This window comes from Streptomyces poriferorum (assembly GCF_019399235.1).
Classification (GTDB): domain Bacteria; phylum Actinomycetota; class Actinomycetes; order Streptomycetales; family Streptomycetaceae; genus Streptomyces; species Streptomyces poriferorum.
The window spans coordinates 70,573-92,535 of record NZ_JAELVH010000002.1 but is presented as its reverse complement, the minus strand read 5'-3'; the positions used below and the strand labels follow the sequence as shown (position 1 = coordinate 92,535).

23 protein-coding genes and 1 pseudogene are annotated in these 21,963 nt (G+C 72.6%); 14 read left to right on the top strand and 10 right to left on the bottom strand.

The genetic code is table 11. The features are described from left to right. Positions 1-71: 71 nt before the first annotated feature. Entirely contained in the window at positions 72-533 is a 462-nt protein-coding gene (locus tag JGS39_RS00745) for a hypothetical protein (protein WP_219566563.1), read from the top strand. A gap of 48 nt (positions 534-581) precedes the next feature. Here JGS39_RS00745 and msrB read toward each other — a convergent pair whose 3' ends face one another. The 4 genes from msrB to JGS39_RS00725 form a co-directional block, all read right to left on the bottom strand. Further along, a complete protein-coding gene (msrB, locus tag JGS39_RS00740) occupies positions 582-986 on the bottom strand; it encodes a peptide-methionine (R)-S-oxide reductase MsrB (RefSeq protein ID WP_148021520.1) in 405 nt (134 codons plus the stop codon). 10 nt (positions 987-996) lie between these two features. Beyond that, on the bottom strand, positions 997-2,391 hold the full coding sequence (murC, locus tag JGS39_RS00735; RefSeq protein WP_219566561.1) for a UDP-N-acetylmuramate--L-alanine ligase: 1,395 nt from the start codon (positions 2,389-2,391) through the stop codon (positions 997-999). 40 nt (positions 2,392-2,431) lie between these two features. Next, positions 2,432-2,884: an indole-3-glycerol phosphate synthase gene (locus JGS39_RS00730; protein ID WP_219566559.1), complete on the bottom strand. Its 453-nt coding sequence runs from the start codon at positions 2,882-2,884 to the stop codon at positions 2,432-2,434. A gap of 142 nt (positions 2,885-3,026) precedes the next feature. Beyond that, a complete protein-coding gene (locus tag JGS39_RS00725) occupies positions 3,027-3,797 on the bottom strand; it encodes a pyrimidine reductase family protein (RefSeq protein WP_219566557.1) in 771 nt (256 codons plus the stop codon). Between the two features lie 35 nt (positions 3,798-3,832). Here JGS39_RS00725 and zapE point away from each other — a divergent pair, with 35 nt between their 5' ends. The 6 genes and pseudogenes from zapE (at position 3,833) to JGS39_RS00695 (ending at position 9,288) form a co-directional block, all read left to right on the top strand. Continuing rightward, on the top strand, positions 3,833-4,927 hold the full coding sequence (gene zapE / locus JGS39_RS00720) for a cell division protein ZapE (RefSeq protein ID WP_219566555.1): 1,095 nt from the start codon (positions 3,833-3,835) through the stop codon (positions 4,925-4,927). An 85-nt stretch (positions 4,928-5,012) separates the two neighbouring features. Continuing rightward, entirely contained in the window at positions 5,013-5,438 is a 426-nt protein-coding gene (locus JGS39_RS00715) for an OsmC family protein (protein WP_148021515.1), read from the top strand. 204 nt (positions 5,439-5,642) lie between these two features. Next, positions 5,643-6,254, top strand: a pseudogene (locus tag JGS39_RS00710) (VTC domain-containing protein); the annotation flags it as partial. A 14-nt stretch (positions 6,255-6,268) separates the two neighbouring features. Further along, the gene (locus JGS39_RS00705) at positions 6,269-6,724 is read left to right on the top strand and encodes a sensor histidine kinase (protein ID WP_219566553.1); all 456 of its coding nucleotides are present in this window, start codon (positions 6,269-6,271) and stop codon (positions 6,722-6,724) included. 81 nt (positions 6,725-6,805) lie between these two features. Then, positions 6,806-8,179, top strand: coding sequence for an alkaline phosphatase PhoX (locus JGS39_RS00700; protein WP_219566551.1), 1,374 nt, complete (start codon positions 6,806-6,808; stop codon positions 8,177-8,179). Between the two features lie 245 nt (positions 8,180-8,424). Continuing rightward, positions 8,425-9,288: a polysaccharide deacetylase family protein gene (locus JGS39_RS00695; protein WP_219566549.1), complete on the top strand. Its 864-nt coding sequence runs from the start codon at positions 8,425-8,427 to the stop codon at positions 9,286-9,288. A 16-nt stretch (positions 9,289-9,304) separates the two neighbouring features. Here JGS39_RS00695 and JGS39_RS00690 read toward each other — a convergent pair whose 3' ends face one another. From JGS39_RS00690 to JGS39_RS00675, 4 genes are read right to left on the bottom strand one after another with little or no spacing between them, the layout of a single operon-like run. Further along, on the bottom strand, positions 9,305-9,496 hold the full coding sequence (locus JGS39_RS00690; protein WP_219566547.1) for a hypothetical protein: 192 nt from the start codon (positions 9,494-9,496) through the stop codon (positions 9,305-9,307). Between the two features lie 14 nt (positions 9,497-9,510). Further along, a complete protein-coding gene (locus tag JGS39_RS00685) occupies positions 9,511-10,182 on the bottom strand; it encodes an ABC transporter (protein ID WP_219566543.1) in 672 nt (223 codons plus the stop codon). Continuing rightward, entirely contained in the window at positions 10,179-11,036 is an 858-nt protein-coding gene (locus tag JGS39_RS00680) for an ATP-binding cassette domain-containing protein (RefSeq protein ID WP_219566594.1), read from the bottom strand. Before JGS39_RS00680 ends, JGS39_RS00685 begins: the two co-directional genes overlap by 4 nt. A gap of 11 nt (positions 11,037-11,047) precedes the next feature. Next, on the bottom strand, positions 11,048-11,725 hold the full coding sequence (locus JGS39_RS00675) for an AIM24 family protein (RefSeq protein ID WP_219566541.1): 678 nt from the start codon (positions 11,723-11,725) through the stop codon (positions 11,048-11,050). 71 nt (positions 11,726-11,796) lie between these two features. Between JGS39_RS00675 and JGS39_RS00670 the strand changes: the two genes are divergently transcribed. From JGS39_RS00670 to JGS39_RS00650, 5 genes are all read left to right on the top strand, one after another. Further along, positions 11,797-12,564, top strand: coding sequence for a peptidyl-tRNA hydrolase (locus JGS39_RS00670; RefSeq protein WP_219566539.1), 768 nt, complete (start codon positions 11,797-11,799; stop codon positions 12,562-12,564). Between the two features lie 339 nt (positions 12,565-12,903). Next, positions 12,904-13,641, top strand: a complete 738-nt coding sequence (locus tag JGS39_RS00665; RefSeq protein WP_219566537.1) for a DUF4142 domain-containing protein — start codon at positions 12,904-12,906, stop codon at positions 13,639-13,641. A 123-nt stretch (positions 13,642-13,764) separates the two neighbouring features. Then, complete coding sequence (locus JGS39_RS00660; protein ID WP_219566535.1) at positions 13,765-15,084, top strand: MbnB/TglH/ChrH family RiPP precursor modification enzyme; 1,320 nt, start codon at positions 13,765-13,767, stop codon at positions 15,082-15,084. Between the two features lie 6 nt (positions 15,085-15,090). Further along, a complete protein-coding gene (locus JGS39_RS00655) occupies positions 15,091-16,152 on the top strand; it encodes a TIGR04222 domain-containing membrane protein (protein WP_219566533.1) in 1,062 nt (353 codons plus the stop codon). Between the two features lie 64 nt (positions 16,153-16,216). Continuing rightward, positions 16,217-17,023 (top strand): TIGR04222 domain-containing membrane protein, encoded by an 807-nt coding sequence (locus JGS39_RS00650; RefSeq protein ID WP_219566531.1) that lies wholly within the window; start codon positions 16,217-16,219, stop codon positions 17,021-17,023. Positions 17,024-17,157: 134 nt separating this feature from the next. Here JGS39_RS00650 and hemQ read toward each other — a convergent pair whose 3' ends face one another. After that, positions 17,158-17,892, bottom strand: coding sequence for a hydrogen peroxide-dependent heme synthase (gene hemQ, locus JGS39_RS00645; protein ID WP_219566529.1), 735 nt, complete (start codon positions 17,890-17,892; stop codon positions 17,158-17,160). Positions 17,893-17,896: 4 nt separating this feature from the next. Next, positions 17,897-19,396, bottom strand: a complete 1,500-nt coding sequence (hemG, locus tag JGS39_RS00640; protein ID WP_219566527.1) for a protoporphyrinogen oxidase — start codon at positions 19,394-19,396, stop codon at positions 17,897-17,899. 127 nt (positions 19,397-19,523) lie between these two features. On the opposite strand from hemG, the gene JGS39_RS00635 reads away from it, so the two are divergent. Both JGS39_RS00635 and JGS39_RS00630 read left to right on the top strand, forming a co-directional pair. Then, a complete protein-coding gene (locus tag JGS39_RS00635) occupies positions 19,524-20,486 on the top strand; it encodes a DUF4349 domain-containing protein (protein WP_219566522.1) in 963 nt (320 codons plus the stop codon). Positions 20,487-20,570: 84 nt separating this feature from the next. Then, positions 20,571-21,953, top strand: a complete 1,383-nt coding sequence (locus JGS39_RS00630) for an FAD-dependent oxidoreductase (RefSeq protein ID WP_219566520.1) — start codon at positions 20,571-20,573, stop codon at positions 21,951-21,953. The last annotated feature ends 10 nt before the right edge of the window (positions 21,954-21,963 follow it).

The following is a 21,963-nucleotide window of genomic DNA, read 5'->3' as shown; positions in this document are numbered from 1 at the left end:
CCGGGTACCTTTGGGGCACAACGATCTCATGGGCTCCTGGCGGGCTGCGTGAACCCCAGGAGGAGCAACGGATGACGACGAACCGTGGGCGCAAGGACGTGATCCGCGACCGGATGGCGGCGACCGGTGAGTCGTACAACGTGGCCGCCCGCAACCTCAAGGCGATGAAGGACATGGGCGCCACGCGTGACGCCGTCCTCACGCAGCGCTGGCGTCCGGCCGAGTCGTTCGACGTGCCCTGCCCGTGCGGCGGGACGTGCGAGCCCGGCGAGACGTGCGAACGCTGCCACGCCCGGCACCGGCACGTGGCGCGGTACCCGGGAAGCGCCACCGAGGTGGAGACGTGGGTGGACCGGTACGAGTGCACCGGCTGCTCCGCCTCGTACACGCTGATCGTCCAGCTGCCGGACCGGCCCTGGGGCGTCGCGGAGACCGTGATCCAGGGCGGCTCGGCCGAGGAGGTCGTGCGGGCCCGGGTCTTCCCCGGTGTGGTGCACCCGCTGCTGAAGCCCGAGACGCCGGAAGAGGACTGACGCGGCGCGTCAGTCCTCTTCGGGTCCGGTTCTCAGGCCTCCGGATTTTCAGGCGTCCGGCGTCAGCCGCAGTGAGATCGAGTTGATGCAGTACCGCTGGTCCGTCGGGGTGGGGTAGCCCTCGCCCTCGAAGACGTGGCCCAGGTGCGAGCCGCAGCGGGCGCAGCGGACCTCGGTGCGGACCATGCCGTGGCTGCGGTCCTGGATCAGTTCGACCGCGTCCGTGTCCTTCGGGTCGTAGAAGGACGGCCAGCCGCAGTGCGACTCGAACTTCGTGTCGGAGCGGAACAGCTCCGCGTCACAGGCGCGGCAGGAGTAGACGCCGGTGGTCTTGGTGTCGGTGTACTCGCCGACGAAGGCGGGCTCGGTGCCGGCCTTGCGCAGGACGGCGTACTCGGCGGGGGACAGTTCCTCCCGCCACTGCTCGTCCGGCTTCTCGATGTCGTACGGCACGGTGGCTCCCTCAGCTCGACAGGTGGTCCAGGATCTGCGGGCCGAGGTCAGTGACGTCGCCCGCCCCCATGGTGAGAACGAGGTCGCCGGGCTTCGCCATTCCCGCGATGACCCCGGGGACCGTCGCCTTGTCGTGCACGGCGGTGACATCGGCGCCGGCGGCCTTCGCGGCCTCGATGATCAGGGTGCTGGTGATGCCGGGGATCGGGTCCTCGCGGGCCGGGTAGATGTCCAGGACCACGGAGGCGTCCGCCAGCGCGAGGGCCTGGCCCATCTCGGTACCGAGCTCCTGGGTGCGGGAGAAGAGATGGGGCTGGAAGACGACCAGGATGCGGGCGTCGGTGGCGGCGCCGCGCATCGCTTCGAGGTCGGCCGTCATCTCGGTCGGGTGGTGGGCGTAGCTGTCGATGACCTGGACGCCGGCCGCCTCGCCCTTGAGCTGGAGGCGGCGCTTGACCCCGGTGTACTTCCCGAGGGCCGAGGCGAGGTTGTGCGCGGGGATGCCCAGGGCGACGCCCGCGGCGAGGGCGGCCACGGCGTTCAGCGCGTAGTGGCGGCCGGGGACGGAGACGGTGAAGGTGAGGTACTTGCCGTTCAGGACGACCGTGACCTCGCTGGTCAGACCGCGCGGGGTGATCTTGTGGACGCGGACGTCCGCCGTCTCGGACTCGCCGTAGGTGACGACCTTGAGCGCGGACAGGTCGCGGACCCGGCGGGTCAGCTCGACGGCGCCGGACTGGTCGGCGGAGATCACCAGGGTGCCGTCGGGGACGATCTTGCCGGTGAAGGTCTCGAAGGAGTCGTAGATCTCGTCCATCGAGGCGTAGTTCGCGTGGTGGTCCAGCTCGACGTTGAGGACGATCGCGACCTCGGGGTCGTACTTCTGGAAGCTCCGGTCGCTCTCGTCGGCCTCGGCGACGAAGATCGCGCCCTCGCCGTGCGTGGCGTTGGTGCCGGGTCCTGCGAGGTCGCCGCCGATCGCGTACGAGGGGTCGAGGCCCAGCTCGGTCAGGGCGACGGCCAGCATCGACGTGGTGGTCGTCTTGCCGTGGGTGCCCGCGACGGCGATGGACCGCAGCCCCTGCATGAGGGAGGCGAGGGCGTCGGAGCGGTGCACGACGGGGATGGAGAGCTCCCCGGCGCGCACCAGCTCCGGATTGTCGGCGCGGATGGCGCTGGAGACGACCACGCAGGTGGCGTCGTCGGCCAGGTGATCCGCGGCGTGCCCGATGTGGACGGTCGCCCCCAGCGCGCGCAGCGCCTCGGCCGTGGCGGACTCCTTGGAGTCACTGCCCGCGACCTCCGCACCCCGCCGGGTGAGGATCTTCGCGATGCCCGACATTCCGGCGCCGCCGATGCCGATGAAGTGCGGCCGTTCCATGGCGGCAGGAATACCGGGTGCCATGCGTGTGTCTCCCAGGGTGGTACGGGTAGGGGCTCCCAGCCTATTCGCTGTGCGCGAAGAGCTTGAGCACCGGTACGCCGACCTTGTGCCGGGCGCGGGACGCCCAGTCGCGGTGGAAGAACTCCTCCACGTAGTGCGGCGCGGTCAGGACGATGACCTCGTCGGCCTCCGCCTCGTCGACGACGGACTTGAGCTTGTCCAGGGGGTGGCTCTCGATCACCTGTCCGACGGCTTCCGAGCCGGCCTGGCGCAGCGCCTCCAGGGACACTTCGAGCGCGAGTTCGGCGGACTGTCTGGCGTTCTTGCCCTCCGGTTCCTCGCTCTCCCGCGCCGCTTCCTTCAGTTCGCCCATCGCCAGGTCGTCGATGGCCCGCAACAGCACATCCGCCTGGTCACCACGCGGCTGCATGAGCACGACGAAGGAGATCTGCTCCTCCCCGTGCAGGGTGGTGACGAACTCGACGTCCTCGGAAGTGAGGGGCTTCTCGATCATCAAAACGCTGGTGAACACCACAGGGCCCTTCTGCTTCAGTGACCGTCGCCGGTCACTGCGGAAACCATCCTTCCCCGTGCTCGCACGGGGTCTGCGAGATCCATTCTGCCCACCGAACGCTAAGCGGAACGGGAAATTCCGCTCATTGTCGGATCCGACGGTACCGAGAGAAGAGGAACCCGGCCTCTTCCAGCAGTGATGCCAGGGCGAATCGTTCCGGCACGGCCACCGCCGGACCGCCCGCGATCCGCTGCGCGTCACCGGCCGTGAGCACGGGTGCCAGGGTCAGGCACATCTCGTCCAGCACGTCCGCCGCCACGAACTGCCCGAGCAGCCGGGGCCCGCCCTCCGTCAGCAGCCGACGGTGCCCGCGGTCGGCCAGTTCCCGCACGGCACGGGAGGGGTCCACCCGGGACCCCTCCCCCGCGATCACCACTTCGGCGCCCGACTTGCGGGCCGTCTCGATCCGGTCGGGCGGCGCGCCCGCACCGGTGAGCACGAGCGTCGGCACCAGCGGCGAGACAAAGAGCGGCAGCGAGAAGTCCAGGTCCAGGCTGCCGCTCACCACGGCGACCGCCGGCGCGGGGCCCTGTCCGGCGGCCTCCCGGCGCGCCGCGAAGGCTTCCCGGGCCCGGGCGGGGCGGTAGCCCTCCAGCCGTACCGTCTCCGCACCCGCGATCACCACGTCGGCCAGACCCCGCAGGGTGCCGAAGATCCGCATGTCGCTGTCGCAGGAGATCGGCTGCGAGCGGCCGTCGTGCTGGGCGGCGCCGTCGAGGGTCGACACCATGTTGGCGCGCAGCCAGGCGCCGTCCGTCTCGGGGTAGGCGTAGGCGTCGGCGAGGGCGTCCAGGCTCCACTCGCCTCGGTCGTCGGCCGCTGTCAGGTCGGTCACAGGGAACAGGCGTCGCATGTTCCGCAGTCTGGCACGGCCTAAGCTGGGGAGTTGTGTCCTCCTCCACCGCCGTGCCGGGGTCCAGCCCCATAGCCGAAACGGCCCCGCTGTCCCTGTGCGCCCTCGAGCCGCACGTCCCCGCCGACCGTCTGGTCGCCGAGATGGTGCCGCCGCCGCGCTTCGACTCGGTGCGCTTCGACACCTACGTCCCCGACCCGAACCAGCCGAGCCAGATCGAGGCCGTCAAGGTCCTCTCCGACTTCGCGGCCGGGCTGGGCGGGGCGCACGCGACGGGCGCGGGCAAGCGCAAGTGGTTCGGCGGCAAGAAGGCTGCGGCCCCCAGCGGCCCGCGTGGGGTCTATCTCGACGGCGGCTATGGCGTCGGCAAGACCCATCTGCTCGCCTCGCTCTGGCACGCCACGCCCGCAGCGCCCTCGCTGAAGGCGTTCGGCACCTTCGTGGAGCTGACGAACCTGGTGGGCGCGCTGGGCTTCCAGCAGACCGTGCGGACGCTGAGCGGGCACCGGCTGCTGTGCATCGACGAGTTCGAGCTCGACGACCCGGGCGACACCGTCCTCGTCTCCTCGCTGCTGAGCCGGCTGGTCGAGGCGGGGGTGGCGCTCGCCGCGACCTCCAACACGCTGCCGGGCAAGCTCGGCGAGGGCCGGTTCGCCGCGGCCGACTTCCTGCGGGAGATCCAGGGGCTGTCCTCGCACTTCCGCCCGCTGCGCATCGACGGCGAGGACTACCGCCACCGCGGCCTGCCCGACGCCCCGCCGCCGTACTCCGAGGAGCAGGTCACCAGGGCGGCGTACGCGACCGAGGGCGCCAGCCTGGACGACTTCCCCGCGCTGCTCGACCATCTGGCCCGCGTCCATCCGAGCCGGTACGGCGCGCTGACGGACGGCGTCCGGGCGGTGTGCCTCACCGAGGTGCAGCCGGTGCCCGACCAGTCGACCGCGCTGCGGCTCGTGGTGCTCGCGGACCGGCTGTACGACCGGGAGGTTCCGGTACTCGCGTCCGGGATGCCGTTCGACCGCCTGTTCAGCGAGGAGATGCTGAACGGCGGGTACCGGAAGAAGTACTTCCGGGCAATCTCCCGGCTGACGGCGCTGGCGCGTGACGCAAAGGGTCTGGTGGCGCAGTAGGTTCGGGGACGTAACAAACGGCCGGGCACGACGGAGTGCCTCGCCACCCCCGTACAACCGCGCATTCCGTTTGAAGGGAACCAGCATGGCTACCACGCGTCAGGCGCACACGGTCTGGGAAGGCAACCTGATCGAGGGCAAGGGTGTCGTCACCCTCGACTCCTCCGGGATCGGGGAGTACCCGGTCTCCTGGCCGTCCCGCGCGGAGAAGGCGAACGGCAAGACCAGCCCGGAGGAGCTGATCGCCGCGGCACACTCCAGCTGCTTCTCGATGGCGCTCTCCAACGGTCTCGCCACGGCCGGCACCCCGCCGACCCGGCTGAACACCCAGGCCGAGGTCACCTTCCAGCCGGGCACCGGCATCACCGGCATCCACCTCACCGTCCAGGGCGAGGTACCCGGTCTCGACGAGGCGGGCTTCGTCAAGGCGGCCGAGGACGCGAAGGCGAACTGCCCGGTCAGCCAGGCGCTGACGGGCACGACGATCACGCTGAGCGCCTCGCTCGCCTGACCGCCCTCTCCCCCACTGTCCCCGGGCCGGCACCTGCCGCCCGGGGACAGTGCTGTCCGCCCCGGCGCGAGCACGGCCGTGTTCACCTTCCGGCCATCGTGAATCCTCCTGCAATACACCCGGGTTTCTCATCGCTTCCTCATCCGTCGTTGGTTGCGTGACGCGTGCCGGCCGGTCCGGCACGGACGACGAAGGAGGCGCACGGTGTCGCAACCCGACACGGCTCCGTTCCGGGAGCCCGCCCAGGGGCGCCCCGAGGACGACGAGGATCCCCCACCGCTGCACGTCGCGAGCAGGCTGCACGCGTTCAACAGATACGAGCTCAAGTACCTGGTCCCCGTGGACCTGGCCGCAGAACTCCGCGACGAACTCGGGGAGCGGATGGACCGTGACCTGAACAGTCCGGCCGGCGGCTACGGCGTATGGAGCCTCTACTACGACTCACCGGAGCTCCGGTTCTACTGGGAGAAGATCGAGGGTCTCAAGTTCCGCCGCAAGCTGCGCATCCGGCACTACGGCGAGCCGGACGGCGTCTCGGACGCCTCGCCGGTGTGCGTCGAGATCAAGCAGCGCGTCAACCGGGTCACGCAGAAGCGCCGCATCACCCTCCCGTACGGCACGGCCCGTCAGCTCTGCGACGGGCGGGAGCTGGTGGAGCACTCGCCGAAGGAACGCGCCTTCATCCACGAGGTGCTCGACCTGGTGGTACGGCTGAACCTGCGGCCGGCCGCGATCACCGGCTACCAGCGCGAGGCGCTGGTCGGGCGCGGCTCGGACACCGGCCTGCGCGTGACCTTCGACCGCAGCATCCGGGGGGGGACGCACTCGACGTGGTCGAGACGCTGGGTGACCCCCATCAGCTCGCGCAGGTGATCGCCAACCTGCTGGCCAACGCGTGCGTCCACACCCCGCCCGAGGCGCGTGTCGAGGTGCGGGTCGGCACGGTACGGACCGGTCCGGACACCGGGGGGACCGACCGGCCGGGCCGCAGCAGCGCCACGGGAGCGCTGCCCCCGGACGTACCGGCGTGCGTGGTGGAGATCGCGGACGACGGTCCGGGGCTGCCGGCCGACACCGCCCGGCAGGTGTTCGAACGTTTCTACCGTGGGCCCTCGACGGGCGCGAGCGGCCGCGAGCCAGGTTCGGGTCTCGGCCTGTCCATCGCCTCCACCATCGCCGAGGCGCACCGGGGCCGGCTCGAACTCGACACCCGGCCGGGCGCGGGGGCGACCTTCCGTCTGCTTCTGCCCCGGAGCGTCGGGGCAGGACCGGCCACTCGGCCGTGACAACGTTCACCGGGGGCCTCGAACGGGCAGGCCTGCTTTTGACAATGCCATGTCACCTGTCCGCCAACAGGGAGTTGCCACATGTCAACCGCATCCCGACCTTCCGCGACACGCCGTCAGGTCCTGGCCACGAGCGGCGCCGCCGCCGCGATCGCCTTCACCGGAGCCTTCACCGAACTCTTCGCCGGGACGGCCGCCGCCCGGGGCCACGCGGGCTACGGCCCACTGGTGCCCGACCCCGACGGACTGCTCGATCTCCCGAAGGGCTTCCGCTACCGGGTGCTGTCCCGGGAGGGCGACCCGCTCCGCTCCGGCGAGGGCCCGGTCCCCAGCCACTGCGACGGCATGGCGGCGTTCGCCGGCCGCCGCGGACACGTGACGCTCGTACGCAACCACGAGAACCGGGTCACCGCTGACATCGCCGTACCGACCGTCAAGGGGCTCACGTACGACCCGATGGGCAAGGGCGGCTGTACGGCCCTGGAGCTCGACGGCCGTAACCACGTCCTCGGCGAACGCGTCGCCATCGCCGGTACGGCGGTGAACTGCGCCGGTGGCCGCACCCCTTGGGACACCTGGCTCACCTGCGAGGAGACCGAGGACAAGGCCGGCACCAACGGCTACACCAAGGACCACGGTTTCATCTTCGAGGTCGACGGCGCGAATCCGCACCGCACCGGCGCCGTACCGCTGACCGCGATGGGCCGCTTCCAGCACGAGGCGATCGCGGTCGATCCGCGCAACGGGATCGTGTACGAGACCGAGGACGCGTTCGAGAAGCCGTTCGGGCTCTTCTACCGCTTCCTTCCGGAGAAGCCGCTCGGCGGCACGGGCTCGCTGCGGGCCGGCGGCCGACTGGAGGCCATGCGGGTGCCGGGCGTCCCCGACCTCTCCGCGGTCCAGGAGACCGGGACGAGCTTCGAGGGCGTCGAGTGGGTACCTGTACCGGATCCGCTGGCCGCCGAAACGGCCATCCGCTTCCAGGACTTCGGGCCGAAGGGCATCACCCACGGCCAGAAACTGGAGGGCTGCTACTGGGGCGGCTCCTCGGTCTACTTCGTCTCCAGCTTCGCGCACAGCGCGGAGGGCTCGGCCGCCGACCACTTCGGACAGGTCTGGCGGTACGAGCCGAAGCGGCGCCGGCTGACGCTGGTCATCGCCTTCGGCCCGGACACGGACATCCAGCTGCCGGGCGAGTCCCCGGACAACATCTGTCTCGCCTCCGACGGCGGACTGATGGTGTGCGAGGACGGCGGCGGAGCGCAGCACGTGTTCGGCCTGACGCGGGGCGGCGAGGTGTACGCCATGGCGCGCGGCCGGCAGAACATCGGGACGGCCGAGGAACCGGAGTGGGGCGAGTTCGCCGGGGTCACGTTCGCACCGGACCAGGAGACGATGTTCGTCAACTGCTACACGCCGGGGACGACGTTCGCGGTGACGGGTCCATGGCGCTGACGCACTGACGCACCGGCACCGGCCGGCTGAGCACAGAGGCGGCGCGCCCCGTTCCCGATGCGGACGGCATCGTGGTTTCGATCGGGTCCGACCAACGTGGGCGCGCCCGTGCGCCTGCACGCAGGGCCACCCGCGCGCAGGACCACCCGGGCAGCGCCACCCGCCCGGCCGAATGCTTCACGGCGCAGACCGATCCCGGTCAGTTAATCAGCTAGTTTCCGCTAGTGACCAACTTTGTACGGAGAATGACGGCTATGGCCGTTCTGGGAGCGGTCCTCGGTGGCGGGCTCGCCGCCTGCGCGGCCTCGGACGACTCCCCCGGAGACCGGCACACGGACGCGGACCGTACGACCGCCGCCGCCCGCGCCCCGGCCCGCGCGCCTTCGGCGACGCCCGGGCCCGCGAAGAAGCCGCCCACCATGGCGCCCGGCCCCGCCGGTCTCACCCCGGTCCTCGAACGCGGGCCGCAGCACGCGGACAAGGTCGTGGCGCTCACCTTCGATGCGGACATGACGGCCGACGAGGGGTCACGCGCGGCTGCCGGGGAGCACTTCGACAATCCGGAGCTGATCGCGCTGCTGCGCCGGCTGAAGGTGCCGGCGACCGTCTTCATGACCGGCCGGTGGGCCGAGGAGTACCCCTCCCAGGCCCGCTCCATCGGCACGGACCCGCTCTTCGAGATCGGCAACCACTCGTACAGCCACTACGCCTTCACCTCGCCCTGCTACGGGCTGCCGACCGTGGAGGAGGGCGCGATCCACGACGAGGTGGAGCGGGGCTTCGGAGCGATCCGGAAGACCGGCGCCCGGAATGTCGTGCCGTACTTCCGCTTCCCCGGCGGCTGTTACGACGACGCCACGCTGCGCGCGCTCGCACCGGAGAAGGTGACCGCTGTGCAGTGGGACGTCGTCAGCGGTGATGCCTTCGCGACGGACGCGGACGCGGTGGCGCAGCAGGTGCTGGACGGGGTGCGGCCCGGATCGCTGGTCGTCATGCACTGCACCCGCAGCGCGGCCCCGGTCACGGACGAGGCGGTGGACCAGGTGGTTCCGGAGCTGCGGAAGCGTGGATACCGCTTCGTGAAGGTGTCGGAGCTGATGGCCGGCTGACCTCGAACGGCGCGCCTCAGCCGGAACAGGCCGTGCGCTGGGCCTCCTGCCACTCGCAGACCGGGCAGAGCGTGATGCCCTTGACGGTCTCGGCGTACTCGGTCGGCTTCCGGCACAGCACGCACTCGGCGTACGGAGGGCCTTCGGCGGTGCCGGGCGTCGCAACGGCCGGTGTCGCGCGGGACGACTCGTTCGCGGGTTCGTTCATGCGGACGAGCCTACTCAGCCGCGTACCGACGTGAGCCTGCAGGCGAGCGCGGCTGCCGCGGTCGTCACGGCCACCGCGCCGAGCAGCGGGAGGACCGGCACGTGGACGGTGCCGGTGTGCGAGCCGGTGACCAGCCCCGTCACCGCGTACTTCGCGGGTGACCCGCCCGTCACCAGGGCAAGCAGCGCCGCGAGTACGGTCGCCACGAGGGACCAGCCGCGCCGGTGCAGCAGGGGCCGGGTGCAGAGCGCCCCGACGGCCGCCCCCAGCAGGACGCAGCAGGCGGCAGCGAGCAGCCCGGCGAGTCCGGCGGACGGCAGCGGGACCTCGACCCTGTGGTCCGTGCTCGCCGGCTCGCTGATCAGCAGCACGACCGCGGTGGCTGCCGCACCCAGGAGTCCGGCGCACCCCGACGCGGCGAGCAGGGCCGCCAGATGGGCCCGTGGCCGCCCGCCCGCGGCCGCGGCGACGACCGTCCGGGCGGCGGGCGGTTCCTGGGTGACGCAGACCTGCACGATCCAGGCGGTGACGGGAAGCAGCCCGGCGGCTGAGTAGCCGAGCGAGTCCAGCACGGGCTGGCCGGAGCGGACGCCGACCCCGAGGAAGGCCACGTACAGGAGCACGGGCGCGAGCCAGCGCTGGGAGCGCAGCAGGAGGGCGGCCTGGTAGCGGAGCAGTGCCGTCATGCGGCCTCGTCGTGGTCGCCGGGCACCGCCGAGAGGCTTCTGATGTGCCAGGGCGGGCGGGCCGTGAGCAGGGCGCCCAGCAGGGCGTCCGAGTGCGCGGATGCGACGGTGAGCGTCAGGGCTCCGTCCCCGGCGGCGGCCCGGACGGGGGCGCCGGGCAGGCCGGCGGGGAGTTTCGTGCCGGCCGGGCCCGCGACCTCGATCCGCACCCGGGGGCCGGCCGACGCCCCGGCGGGGGCGGGGGATGCCATGACGAGCCCGGTCCCCTCGACGCGCAGCGCCGTATCGGCCGCGCCCGCCAGGCGGCGCGGGTCGTGGTCGACGAAGACCACCGTGGAGCCCGCGGCGACGCTTTCGGTCACGGCCCGGTCCAGTTCGCCGCGGGCCGCGGTGTCCAGGCCGGTCCAGGCCTCGTCCAGGACCAGCAACTCCGGTTCGGCCAGGAGCGCCTGGGCCACGGCGACCTTCTGGCTGGTGCCCTTGGACAGCTCCGCGAGCGGCGTGCGGGCGTGCTCCGCGGCCCCGAAGCGGCTCAGCCACTCCTGTGCACGCCCGGCCGCCTCGGTCCTGCGCAGTCCGTGGATCCGGCCGAGGTGGACCAGGTAGCCGGCGGCGGTGAAGGGCAGCGCCGCCGGGAACCGCTCGGGGACGTACGCCGTGCGCGGCCGCCTGCCCACGATCCGGCCCTCGGTGGGGGCGTCGATCCCGGCGAGGAGCCGCAACAGGGTCGACTTGCCGGTGCCGTTGGCTCCCTCGACGCGGACGAGCGAGCGCCGGGGCAGCCCGAGGTCGACCCCGCGCAGCACCCATGGTCCGGCGAGACCGTACCGGCGGCCCACCCCGCTCAGCCTCAGGAGGTCCGTGCTCAGTTGGACGACGCCTTCTCGGTCTTGAGCTCGCTGGGCCGTACGATCACGAACCCCTCGCCGTCCAGCCGCAGCTGGACGGCCTCGCCCGAGCCGCCGCGCAGCATGGAGCCGACGCTCTGCGAGCGGTGCAGCGAGGTGTTCAGGTGGGCGCTCCAGCCGACGACCGCGTCCGTGTCGACGCACACCGGCTGCTGGGGCGTGACGGGGATCACTATGGGATGCCCCTCGCACATCAGGCCGAGTTTCCCGTAGCCGCTGAAGACGCTGTTGAAGAGCCCGCCGCCGGTCATCCCGGCCCCCTTCACGGTCTTGATCTCGTACGCGAGCGTGGCGTCGAAGCACAGGACGTTGCGGCCGTTGATGGTGAGGACGTCACCCTGCTCCATCTCCACGATGAAGCAGTTGGCCGCCTCGTGCGCGAACCACGCCTCGCCCTGCCCGCGCACCGCCATCAGCGGCAGCCCCTCGCCCGTGACGGCGCGCTTGAGCATGCCGCCGAGGCCCTGGCCCTTGCGCTCGAACTGGAGGTCACCGCGGAAGGCGATCATCGATCCCTGGCGTGCGTGCATTTCGCCGTTGACCGCGTACTTGATGGATTTGGCGTTCTGCAGGGTCATCCCGGGGGCGGTGGCCTGCTGCGCCATGTGCTCACTGGAAAAGAGATCGCTCTTCATGCGATGCATCCTCACCCGGAGGGTTTCATTCCGCCAAGAACGCGTTTCGGGGCGGCTGGCAGACTGGACGGGTGAGCAGCAACGACATCCCCGCGTCCCCGACCGTCCCCGCCGAGTCGCCGTCCGTTCCCGCCGGTCCGCCGGTGGACAGCCCTTTCCATACGGAGCGGACCAACCGGGACGAAGCACCCCAATACGTACTCCCGTTGGTGGTGCACATCGAGAAGACGGCACCCCCGGCCCGTACCGACGCCCTGTGCACGGCCGCCCGGGCGGTACTGGTGATGCTCTCCGACGAGCGGTCGACGGGTGAGGGCGAGTGGGCGCAGGTGATGCGCGACTGGCAGGACGCCCGGATCCGGAAGGTGGTGCGCCGGGCGCGCGGCGCGGAGTGGCGGAAGGCCTACGCGCTGCCCGGGATCACGGTCACGGGCGAGGAGGCCGAGGTGCGGGTCTACCCGCCGGTGCCGCTCGACGGCTGGCCGAAGGAGCTCGCCAAGCTCCAGGTCTCGGGAACGGATCTGGACGACCCCGAACCCCCCGCCGCGCCCGACCTCACCGGCCCGGTCCTCTGGCTGAACCCGGAGCTCGGCATGTCGGCGGGCAAGGAGATGGCGCAGGCCGGGCACGGGGCCCAGCTCGCCTGGTGGGAGCTGTCGGAGACGGAGCGCAAGGCCTGGAGCGAGGCGGGCTTCCCGCTCGCGGTCGCCACCCCTGACGCGGACCGCTGGCGGGAGCTCACGGTGAGCGGGCTGCCGGTGGTGCGGGACGCCGGGTTCACCGAGATCGCCCCGGGCTCGTGCACGGTGGTCGCCGACCATCCGGCCCTGCGCCGCTGACCGGCGGGCGGCCCGGCCCGGTACCGGCCTCCTGCGCGGGAACCCGCGAGGTCCTCCGCACGCAACCCGAAGCGACCGGCGCCCGGGCACCCGGCTCCTCCACGGAATCGGGCCGGCGCCCGGGTGCCCGCCTCCTCGGCGGAAACGGCCCGGCGCCGCGCGCGTGCCTCGTTCGCGGATTCGCCCCGGGCCGTTGAACAACCCGGTCCGCCGATACGTATCTCCTGACACCGCCGCACTGGCAATACTGCCCAGTAGGTCGAACGGCCGGTCAGTGCCCGGCCGTTCGGACCGGCGGTTGATTGGACGCCGTCACGCCTCGGCCCGGGAGAATCCTCTGTGCGACGCATCAACGGAACGGCCCTCATCATCGCGGCGCTCGTCGCCACGCTCGGCGCCCTCGCCTACCCGGTCTGGTCGTACGCCGACCGCTCCGGCACCGGGGAGGCCAACCTCGACGCGTCGACCACCTCGACCCAGTGGGGTCCGCTCTCGGCGACGGACCGGGACTTCCTGGTGAAGGTCCGCCTGGCCGGGCTCTGGGAGCTGCCCGCCGGACAGCAGGCGATCGAGCGGGCCCCGACCGAGGCGATCAAGGCGGCCGGGGACCATCTGGTCGTCGGGCACACGGATCTGGACCGCAGGTCGCGTGATGTCGCCGCCAAGCTGGGTGTGGAGCTGCCGAACCAGCCGACCGAGCAGCAGCAGGGCTGGCTGCGGGAGATGACGGCGGCGAGCGGCCAGGAGTACGAGCGGGAGTTCACCAACCTGCTGCGGAACGCGCACGGCAAGGTCTTCGCGTTGATCGCCCAGGTCCGGCACACCACCCGAAACTCGCTGATCCGGCAGCTGGCGACCGACGCCAACGTGACCGTGCTCGACCACATCACCATGCTGGAGGGCACCGGCTTCGTCGACTTCGACGCCCTGGCCCGCGAGGCGGCGGGAGCGGCGACGGCCAGCCCGACCGGGCCTCCGGCGGCGCCCAGCGGCTCGGTCCTGCCGCAGCCGGTTCCGGCGGCACCGACCGGGGACCAGTCGTTCACCTCGCGGCCTTCCACGGCCCCGATGCCCTGAGAGACCGCACCCGCCCGGCGGAGCGACGGGAACCTCAAATCGAGCTCTGAACGTCCCCCTCTTCGGATTCAGCGCTGTGCGGCGGGGTCATGACCCCTGCACAGAGCGGCGGAGGGGGACACCATGGAGCTGGGAATCGGGATCGGCTGGCGGCCGGAGATCGCCGACGCGGTGGAGGCGCTGCCAGGGATCGACTGGGTGGAAGCGGTCGCGGAGAACCTCTGCGCCGATCATCTGCCCGCCTCCCTGGTACGGCTGCGGGCGCGCGGCGTCACCGTGGTGCCGCACGGCGTCTCGCTGGGCCTCGGCGGCGCCGAGCGCCCCGACCCCGGCCGGCTCGCCGGCCTCGCGGCGCGGGCCACCCTGCTGGGCACGCCCCTGGTGACCGAGCACATCGCGTTCGTCCGGGCGGGCGGGGCGCGCACCGCGTCGCCGGTACTGGAGGCGGGTCACCTGCTGCCCGTGCCGCGTACCCGGGCGGCGCTGGACGTGCTGTGCGAGAACGTGCGCGTGGCGCAGGACTCGCTGCCGGTGCCCCTGGCGCTGGAGAACATCGCGGCGCTGATCTCCTGGCCCGACGAGGAGCTGACCGAGGGGCAGTTCCTGGCGGAGCTGGTCGAGCGCACGGGGGTGCGGCTGCTCATCGACGTGGCCAATCTGCACACGAACCACGTGAACCGGGGCGAGGACCCGGCCACGGCCCTCGACGAACTGCCCGTGGAGGCCATCGCGTACGTCCACGTGGCGGGCGGCGTGGAGAAGGACGGCGTCTGGCACGACACACACGCCCACCCGGTCACCGCTCCGGTGCTCGGCGTCCTCGCCGAGCTCCGCTCCCGTATCGCGCCGCCCGGCGTCCTGCTGGAGCGCGACGACGACTTCCCGCCGGCCGCCGAGCTGGCGGGCGAACTGGACACGATCCGCGCCACGCTCGAAGCGCGGGCACACGCGGACGCGGACCGGGACGGCGTGCGCGAGCCCGTCCGCCGCGCGCCGAGGCCCACGCCCCCGGCGCGCAGGCCGGAGGACCCGGAGGCGCTGCGTGACCGGGTCGCGGTCGCGCAGACCTCGCTGCTGTCCGCCCTCGTCGCGGGCACGCCCGCCCCCGAGGGCTTCGACCACCGCCGGCTCGGCGTCCAGAGCCGGGCCCTGGCCGCCAAGCGCGCCGACGTCGTCGCCAAGGTGGCCCCCGAACTCCCGCAGATCCTGGGCCTCGGCTACCGGGACGCGTTCCTCGCGTACGCCAGGAGCCGCCCGATGTCCGCCGGATACCGGCGCGACGCCCTGGACTTCGCCGAACAGCTGCTCATCGCCGGGCGCCCCGCCGACGAGGCGGCCCGCCGCCGGCTGACCCGCTGGTGGCAGGACCGGACGGCTCCCCGGCCACCCCGCCGCACCACCCGGCTGGTCCGGGCGGCCCGTTCCGTACTCGCAGGGAGGTGACGGGGCATGAACATCTTCGCCCTGGTCCTGACACTGGCAGTGGTGGTCTCCTCGACGCTGCTGATCGTGGGGGCGGGCCGCGCCCGTCCCCGTACGGACGGCGTCGTCCACGACCTGTCCGAGGTGGCGTTCCTGAACGGCGGGCCCGGCCGTGTGGTGGACACCGCACTCGCCGCGATGCTGGAGGACGGCCGGCTGCTCGTCGGCGGTCCGGGGATCGTCGCGGTCCAGCGGCCGGTCGCCCACGACCCGGTGGAGCGGGCCGTGCTCCACGAGCAGGCCGCCGCTCCGAGCGGCGCCCTGCACACCCTGCGGAACGCGGTGATGCGCCATCCCGCCGTGCAGGAGGTCGGGGACGGCCTGGCCGGGCGCGGTCTGCTGAACGTGCCCGGGGCGAACCGGACGTGGCGTCGCTGGGGCATGACGCAGGCGGTGATCTGCCTGCTCGGTCTGCCGGTCTCCTTCGTGCTGACCATCGCCCAGTTCACCTCGGCCGACAGCCTCGGGGAGACGCCCGCGCCGTTCATCGTCAAGGGGCTCCCGGCGCTGCTCGGCGGGGCCGTCGTCGGGCTGGCCGTCGCGGGCGCCGCCCGCGCCCGGATCACCAAGGCGGGCCGCAGAGCCGCGGCGGCGTTCCGGATCGCCTACGGGTCCGGGACGGGCGCGGCCCATCTGGTGGCGGTGGCGGGACCGCGGGCGCTCGGCGACCCGGCGCTGCGGACACATCTCGTCACGGCGGCCCGGATGCGGCCGGCGGGACCGCCCGTGCCCTCGTCCTCGCACCACTCCTCCGACTCCTCGGGGCTGCTGCTCGTACCGACGGTGTGGTGTGCGGGGTCGAGCCCCGGCGACGGCGGCTGCGGCAGCTCCGCCGGGAACACCGGCGGAGGCGGGGGCGGTTCCGGGTGCGGGTCGGGTTCCGGGTCCGGTTGCGGCTCGGGATCCAGTTGCGGTTCCGGGTCGAGCTGCGGTTCCGGATCGAGCTGCGGTTCCGGATCGAGCTGCGGCAGCAGTTCGGGTTCCAGCTGCGGCAGCAGTTCGGGTTCCAGCTGCGGCAGCAGTTCCTGAGCGGTCGCCGTCCGCATCCTGGAATCCTGTGGCGCTCCGGGTCTCTCTCGCATAGAAATCCGGCATGCTCTGGGTTCTGTTTCTGCTGGTCGCATGGGGTGCGGCGGCCATCTCCTGTGTACGGCTCTGCCTCGCGGCGGCCCGCCTCGGTGATCCGGGCGCGTCGTCCAGGGAGGCGAGGCAGGCCCGGCGCGCGGCGGACGGTCCTGAACTCACGCTGTACGAGACAGCGTTCCTGGCCGGCGGCCCGCACCGGGTCGCCGATCTCGCGCTCGTCACCATGCATCTGCGCCGCCGGCTGCTGCTCGCGCACACCGGCTGGGCGACGGTGGTCGACCCGGACGGCCGCGACGACGTGGAGCGCACGGTGATCCGTGCCATCGGCCCGCAGGGCCAGTCCCCCATCGCGCCGGTCCGCGCCGCCGCGGCGGCCGCCGACGCCGTGCGCGCCCTCGCCGACAGGCTGGTCGCCGCGGGGCTGGCGCTGCCGGGCGGGGCGGGGCCGGACCTCGTACCGGCGGTGCGGGCGGTGCGCGGGGCCGCGCTGCTGGTGGCCGCGATGGGCGCCGCGGCGCTGCTCACACCCGGCCGGGAGCAGGGGACGGGCGGCTCGGGGGTACCGATGCTCGTCTGGTTCGGGCTGCCGCTCGTGCTGACCCTGGGCGCTCTGGCCATCGCCCGGATGGAGGTGCATCCGTACAGCTCCTGGGCCTCCCCCGCCGGACAGCGACTGCTGGACGTGCGCACGGCCGCCGCGGACGGCCCGGAGGGCGATGTGCTGGTGGCGGTCGCCGTGCGGGGCGTGCGCGCGGTGGCCGACCCGGCGCTGCGGGCCGCGCTCGGCGGCCGGGGCGCGCGGAACGTGCGGTGAAAGACGCCGGTGCGGCGCGCTGGAAGCGCGCCGCACCGGAAGCCGAACCCGGTGTCGCTGGAACGGCGGCCGGCACAGGGTGCCGGGGGTTCCGCCGTCTGATCTTCCGGGTTGGGGTGGTCGGAACCCGCTCGCTACGCGAGCCCGGCCACCAGGTCTGCGACCGACTTGCGCCGGCCGGTGTAGAAGGGGACCTCTTCGCGGACGTGCATCCGCGCCTCGGAGGCCCGCAGGTGACGCATGAGGTCGACGATGCGGTGCAGTTCGTCGGCCTCGAAGGCCAGCACCCACTCGTAGTCGCCGAGGGAGAAGGAGGCCACGGTGTTGGCGCGCACGTCGGGGAAGCCGCGGGCCATCTTGCCGTGGTCGGCGAGCATGCGGCGACGGTCCTCGTCGGGCAGCAGGTACCAGTCGTAGGAGCGCACGAAGGGGTACACGCTGATGTAGTCGCGCGGCGTCTCGTCGGCGAGGAACGCCGGGACGTGCGCCTTGTTGAACTCGGCGGGGCGGTGCAGCGCCATGTTCGACCAGACCGGGTCGAGGCTCTTGCCGAGGCGGGTGCGGCGGAAGAGGTTGTACGCCTCCTGGAGCGCGTCCGAGGTCTCGGCGTGCCACCAGATCATGACGTCGGCGTCGGCGCGCAGGCCGGAGACGTCATAGGTGCCACGCACGGTGATGTCCTTGGCCGCGAGCTGGTCGAACAGCTCCTGGACCTCACCGGAGTACGCCGCACGGTCCGTGTCGGCGGGCAGCACGTCGCGCAGCTTGAAGACGGACCACAGCGTGTAGCGGACGACGTCGTTGAGGTCCTTCGCCTTCTTGCCGGCGTTGGGGGCCTTGCTTGGTGTCACACTCTCAGGAGCACTCATACGGCTATTGTCCCGCCTCGCTCTGTGTGCCCTGAACCAGGGTCGGAGTGGCGATGATCTCTCCGTCGTTCTCCCCGCCGCTCCCTCCCGCGACGTCCCGGACGATCTCGTCCGCCGCGCGGTGCGCGCTCGCGATACAGGCGGGGATGCCGACCCCGTCGTAGACGGCGCCGCAGACGCGCAGCGCGGGCATCTTCGCGACCTCCTCGCGGATCCGGGCGACGCGGCCGAGGTGGCCCACGGGGTACTGGGGCAGTCCGCCGATCCAGCGGGTGACCTCGGTGGCGACGGGCTTCGCGGCCAGCCCGGTCGCCGCGGCGAGGTCTCCCAGCGACACGTCGACGAGCTCGGCGTCCTCGCGGTGCAGATGGTCCTCCTCGCCGTAGCGGCCCACCGAGGTCCGCAGGACGAACAGGTCCGGAGCCGCGTCGGCGACCCACTGCCACTTGTGGGTGGAGAAGGTGGCGGCCTTGATGGTGCGGCCGTCGACCGGGGGCACGAGAAAGCCGGAGCGGCCCTCGAAGGCCTTGGAACCCGTCACGTCGGAGCGCCGGAAGGCCATGGTGACCAGGGCCATCGACGCGTACTCGACGCCGGCGAGCTCGGCGGAGGCTGCCGGGGACTCGGCGGCGAGCAGGGTGGAGGCGGACCAGGCGGGGGTGGCGAGGACGATGCCGTCGGCGGTGATCACCCGGGCGTCGGTGCGCACGTCCCAGCCTTCGGCGCTACGGGTCAGGCCCAGCACGGGCGTCTCGGTGAGGATCTCCCCGCCCCCGGCGCGTACGGCGTCGGCAACGGCGCCCGGCAGGGTTCCGAGGCCTCCGGCGATCCCCTGGAAGACCGGCCCGGTCTGCTGCCGGGCGGCGGCCTGCTCCTGGATGCGGGTGACGCCGTCGAGCAGGGAGCCCGCCTGCCGGGCGACCTCGAAGAGCTGCGGTACGGCGGCGCGCATCGAGATCCGGTAGGCGTCGCCCGCGTACACCCCGCCCAGGAGGGGCTCGACCAGCCGGTCCACGACCTCGCGGCCGAGCCGGTCCGCCACGTACGCGCCGACGGCCACGTCGTCACCGACGGCGGTCGGGGTCAGATCGCGTTCCTGGGCGATGCGCGCGAGGCCCTCGGGCGACAGCACCTCGCCGAGGACCGACGGGTCGCCCGGGACGCCCATCACATGGCCCTTGGGCATGGGGCGCAGCGCGTCACGCGTCCACAGCGAGGCGGTGGCGGTGGCGGGCGGCTGGAGCCGGTCACCGAGGCCGACGGCACGGGCCAGGGCGACCGCCTCGGGCCGGCGGGCGAGCATCGACTCGGCGCCGAGGTCGACCTGCACGCCGGCGACCTCACCGGTCATGAGCTTGCCGCCGAGCCGGTCGGTCGCCTCCAGGAGGGTGACCCTCAGGCCGGCGCCGAGGAGCCGGTGGGCGGCCGCGAGTCCGGCGATGCCGCCGCCGATGACGACGACGTGGCCGGGGGCCCTGTCCGCACGGTGTGTTGAACGCTGCATGCCCCCACTCTCTCAAACCTCTTCCGAGTCCTGACCGTGACCGCTTCGAAACCGGGTTCCTGAAACCGGGACCACCACCTCCCGCGTCGAACCGGAGCCATCAATCACCCGTCCTGGGGGGACAGTTATGCAGGCAGCACCCATCACCCGTACCCACAGACGCGCAGCCCGCCGCACCCGCACCGCGCTCGCCGCCGGGCTGCTCACCGCCGTCCTCGCGCTGAGCGGCTGCGGCGCGGCCGACGACAGCGCCAGCTCCTCCGACCAGCGAGCCTTTTCCGCCGACGGGCAGAAGAAGGCGGATCCGGCCGCCGGGGAGGCCGCCGCGGACGCCAAGGAAGGGGCGGCCGAGAAGGAAGGCACGGCCGCGGCGGGCGCGTCGAAGAAGCCGAATCCGGTGACCGCCACGCACGTGATCCGCACCGCCTCACTGCTGGTGGAGGTGAAGAGCGCGTCCAGGGCGGCGGCAGCCGCCCGTACGGTCGCGCAGAACGCGGGCGGTCTGGTCGCCGACGAGTCGACCGAGCAGGTGGACGACACGCACGACTCCTCGCACCTCGTCCTGCGGGTGCCGCAGGACGAGTACGACAGCGTCCTGCGAGAGCTCTCGGGTGCGGGAAAGCTGCTCTCCCGCTCGTCGACCGCGAAGGACGTCACCGGCCAGGTCGTCGACGTCGAGAGCCGGATCGCCACCCAGCGTGCCAGCGTGGCGCGGGTGCGCAAGCTGATGGAGCGGGCCGACAAGCTCGTCGACGTCGTCACGCTGGAAGGCGAACTGAGCAGCCGTCAGGCGTCGCTGGAGTCCCTGCTCGCCCAGCAGGCCTCGCTCAGGGACCGTACGACGCTGGCGACGATCACGCTCGACCTGACGGAGCCGGAGACCGCGGCCGAGGCCGATGAGGACCCGGGGTTCCTGGACGCGCTGAGCGGCGGCTGGCACGCCTTCGTGACGATGCTGCGGTGGCTCGGCATGGCGGTGGGTGCCGCGGCCCCGTTCCTGGCCGCCGCGGCCGTCCTGCTGGTCCTGTGGCGGCTGGCGGCGCGCCGCTGGGGCGGGAAGGCGGGGCAGCGGCCTCCGGCGGGCCAGTGAGCGTTCCCCGGGGGCGCCGCCGCGCCCCCGGGGTCCGCGGCGCCGTAGCGTGGGCCTTTCGCAGGGACGTCGAAGGGACCTGGCATGGCGGCGGAACGACTGGTGGTCATCGGCGGTGACGCGGCGGGCATGTCCGCCGCGTCCCAGGCGCGCCGCCTCAAGGGCCCGGACGAGCTGAGCATCACCGCCTTCGAGCGGGGCCACTTCACCTCGTACTCCGCCTGCGGCATCCCGTACTGGGTCAGCGGCGACGTCGAGCAGCGGGACGACCTGATCGCCCGCACCCCCGAGGAGCACCGGGCCCGCGCCATCGACCTGCGGATGCGCACCGAGGTGACGGAGATCGATGTCGCGGGGCAGCGGGTACGGGCCCTGGACCGGGACTCGGGCGAGACCTCCTGGACCGGCTTCGACAAGCTGGTGATCGCGACGGGAGCCCGCCCGGTGCGGCCCGCGCTGCCCGGCATGGACGCGGCCGGGGTGCACGGCGTGCAGAACCTGGACGACGGGCAGGCCCTGCTGGACACCCTGGACCGGGCGACCGGGCGGCGCGCGGTCGTCGTCGGCGCCGGCTACATCGGCGTCGAGATGGCCGAGGCGATGCTGAAGCGCGGCTTCGAGGTGACGGTGCTCAACCGGGGCGAGCAGCCGATGGCGACGCTCGACCCGGACATGGGACGTCTCGTCCACGACGCGATGGACGGGCTCGGGATCACGACGGTGAACGGAGCCGCGGTCACCGCGATCCGTACCGGGGCGGACGGCCGCGCCGCCGCCGTCGAGACGGCCGGCGCGTCCTACCCGGCGGACGTGGTGGTGCTCGGCATCGGCGTCGAGCCGGAGACGACGCTGGCCCGGGCGGTCGGGCTGCCGGTCGGCCCGCACGGCGGGCTGCTCACCGATCTGTCGATGCGGGTCGTGGGCCACGACAACATCTGGGCGGGCGGCGACTGCGTCGAGGTCCTCGACCTGGTGGCGGGCCGCACCCGCCACATCGCGCTGGGCACCCATGCCAACAAGCACGGACAGATCATCGGGTCCAACGTCGGTGGCGGCTACGGGACGTTCCCGGGCGTGGTCGGTACGGCGGTGAGCAAGGTCTGCGATCTGGAGATCGCCCGCACGGGACTGCGTGAGAAGGACGCCCACGCGGCGGGCCTGCGCTTCGTCACGGCGACGATCGAGTCGACGGGCCGGGCGGGCTACTACCCGGGGGCGCGGCCGATGACGGTGAAGATGCTCGCGGAGTACCGCACGGGGCGGCTGCTGGGCGTGCAGATCGTCGGCCGGGACGGGGCGGCGAAGCGGGTCGACGTCGCGGCGGTGGCGCTCACCGCCGGGATGACGGTCGAGCAGATGACGGCGCTCGACCTGGGCTACGCGCCGCCGTTCTCCCCGGTCTGGGACCCGGTCCTGGTGGCGGCTCGCAAGACCGTGACGGTGCTGCGGAAGGCGGGCACCGCCTGAGGAGCGGCGC

What these genes read in the sequence shown, in the direction of transcription:
- JGS39_RS00685 (WP_219566543.1), bottom strand. Translation starts at nt 10,182, where the DNA reads ATGACGGCACTGCTCCGCTACCAGGCCGCCCTCCTGCTGCGCTCCCAG.
- JGS39_RS00730 (WP_219566559.1), bottom strand. Translation starts at nt 2,884, where the DNA reads ATGATCGAGAAGCCCCTCACTTCCGAGGACGTCGAGTTCGTCACCACC.
- JGS39_RS00655 (WP_219566533.1), top strand. Translation starts at nt 15,091, where the DNA reads ATGAACATCTTCGCCCTGGTCCTGACACTGGCAGTGGTGGTCTCCTCG.
- JGS39_RS00675 (WP_219566541.1), bottom strand. Translation starts at nt 11,725, where the DNA reads ATGAAGAGCGATCTCTTTTCCAGTGAGCACATGGCGCAGCAGGCCACC.
- JGS39_RS00690 (WP_219566547.1), bottom strand. Translation starts at nt 9,496, where the DNA reads ATGAACGAACCCGCGAACGAGTCGTCCCGCGCGACACCGGCCGTTGCG.
- murC (WP_219566561.1), bottom strand. Translation starts at nt 2,391, where the DNA reads ATGGCACCCGGTATTCCTGCCGCCATGGAACGGCCGCACTTCATCGGC.
- JGS39_RS00715 (WP_148021515.1), top strand. Translation starts at nt 5,013, where the DNA reads ATGGCTACCACGCGTCAGGCGCACACGGTCTGGGAAGGCAACCTGATC.
- hemQ (WP_219566529.1), bottom strand. Translation starts at nt 17,892, where the DNA reads ATGAGTGCTCCTGAGAGTGTGACACCAAGCAAGGCCCCCAACGCCGGC.
- JGS39_RS00660 (WP_219566535.1), top strand. Translation starts at nt 13,765, where the DNA reads ATGGAGCTGGGAATCGGGATCGGCTGGCGGCCGGAGATCGCCGACGCG.
- JGS39_RS00700 (WP_219566551.1), top strand. Translation starts at nt 6,806, where the DNA reads ATGTCAACCGCATCCCGACCTTCCGCGACACGCCGTCAGGTCCTGGCC.
- hemG (WP_219566527.1), bottom strand. Translation starts at nt 19,396, where the DNA reads ATGCAGCGTTCAACACACCGTGCGGACAGGGCCCCCGGCCACGTCGTC.
- JGS39_RS00725 (WP_219566557.1), bottom strand. Translation starts at nt 3,797, where the DNA reads ATGCGACGCCTGTTCCCTGTGACCGACCTGACAGCGGCCGACGACCGA.
- JGS39_RS00650 (WP_219566531.1), top strand. Translation starts at nt 16,217, where the DNA reads ATGCTCTGGGTTCTGTTTCTGCTGGTCGCATGGGGTGCGGCGGCCATC.
- JGS39_RS00745 (WP_219566563.1), top strand. Translation starts at nt 72, where the DNA reads ATGACGACGAACCGTGGGCGCAAGGACGTGATCCGCGACCGGATGGCG.
- JGS39_RS00695 (WP_219566549.1), top strand. Translation starts at nt 8,425, where the DNA reads ATGACGGCTATGGCCGTTCTGGGAGCGGTCCTCGGTGGCGGGCTCGCC.
- JGS39_RS00630 (WP_219566520.1), top strand. Translation starts at nt 20,571, where the DNA reads ATGGCGGCGGAACGACTGGTGGTCATCGGCGGTGACGCGGCGGGCATG.
- JGS39_RS00635 (WP_219566522.1), top strand. Translation starts at nt 19,524, where the DNA reads ATGCAGGCAGCACCCATCACCCGTACCCACAGACGCGCAGCCCGCCGC.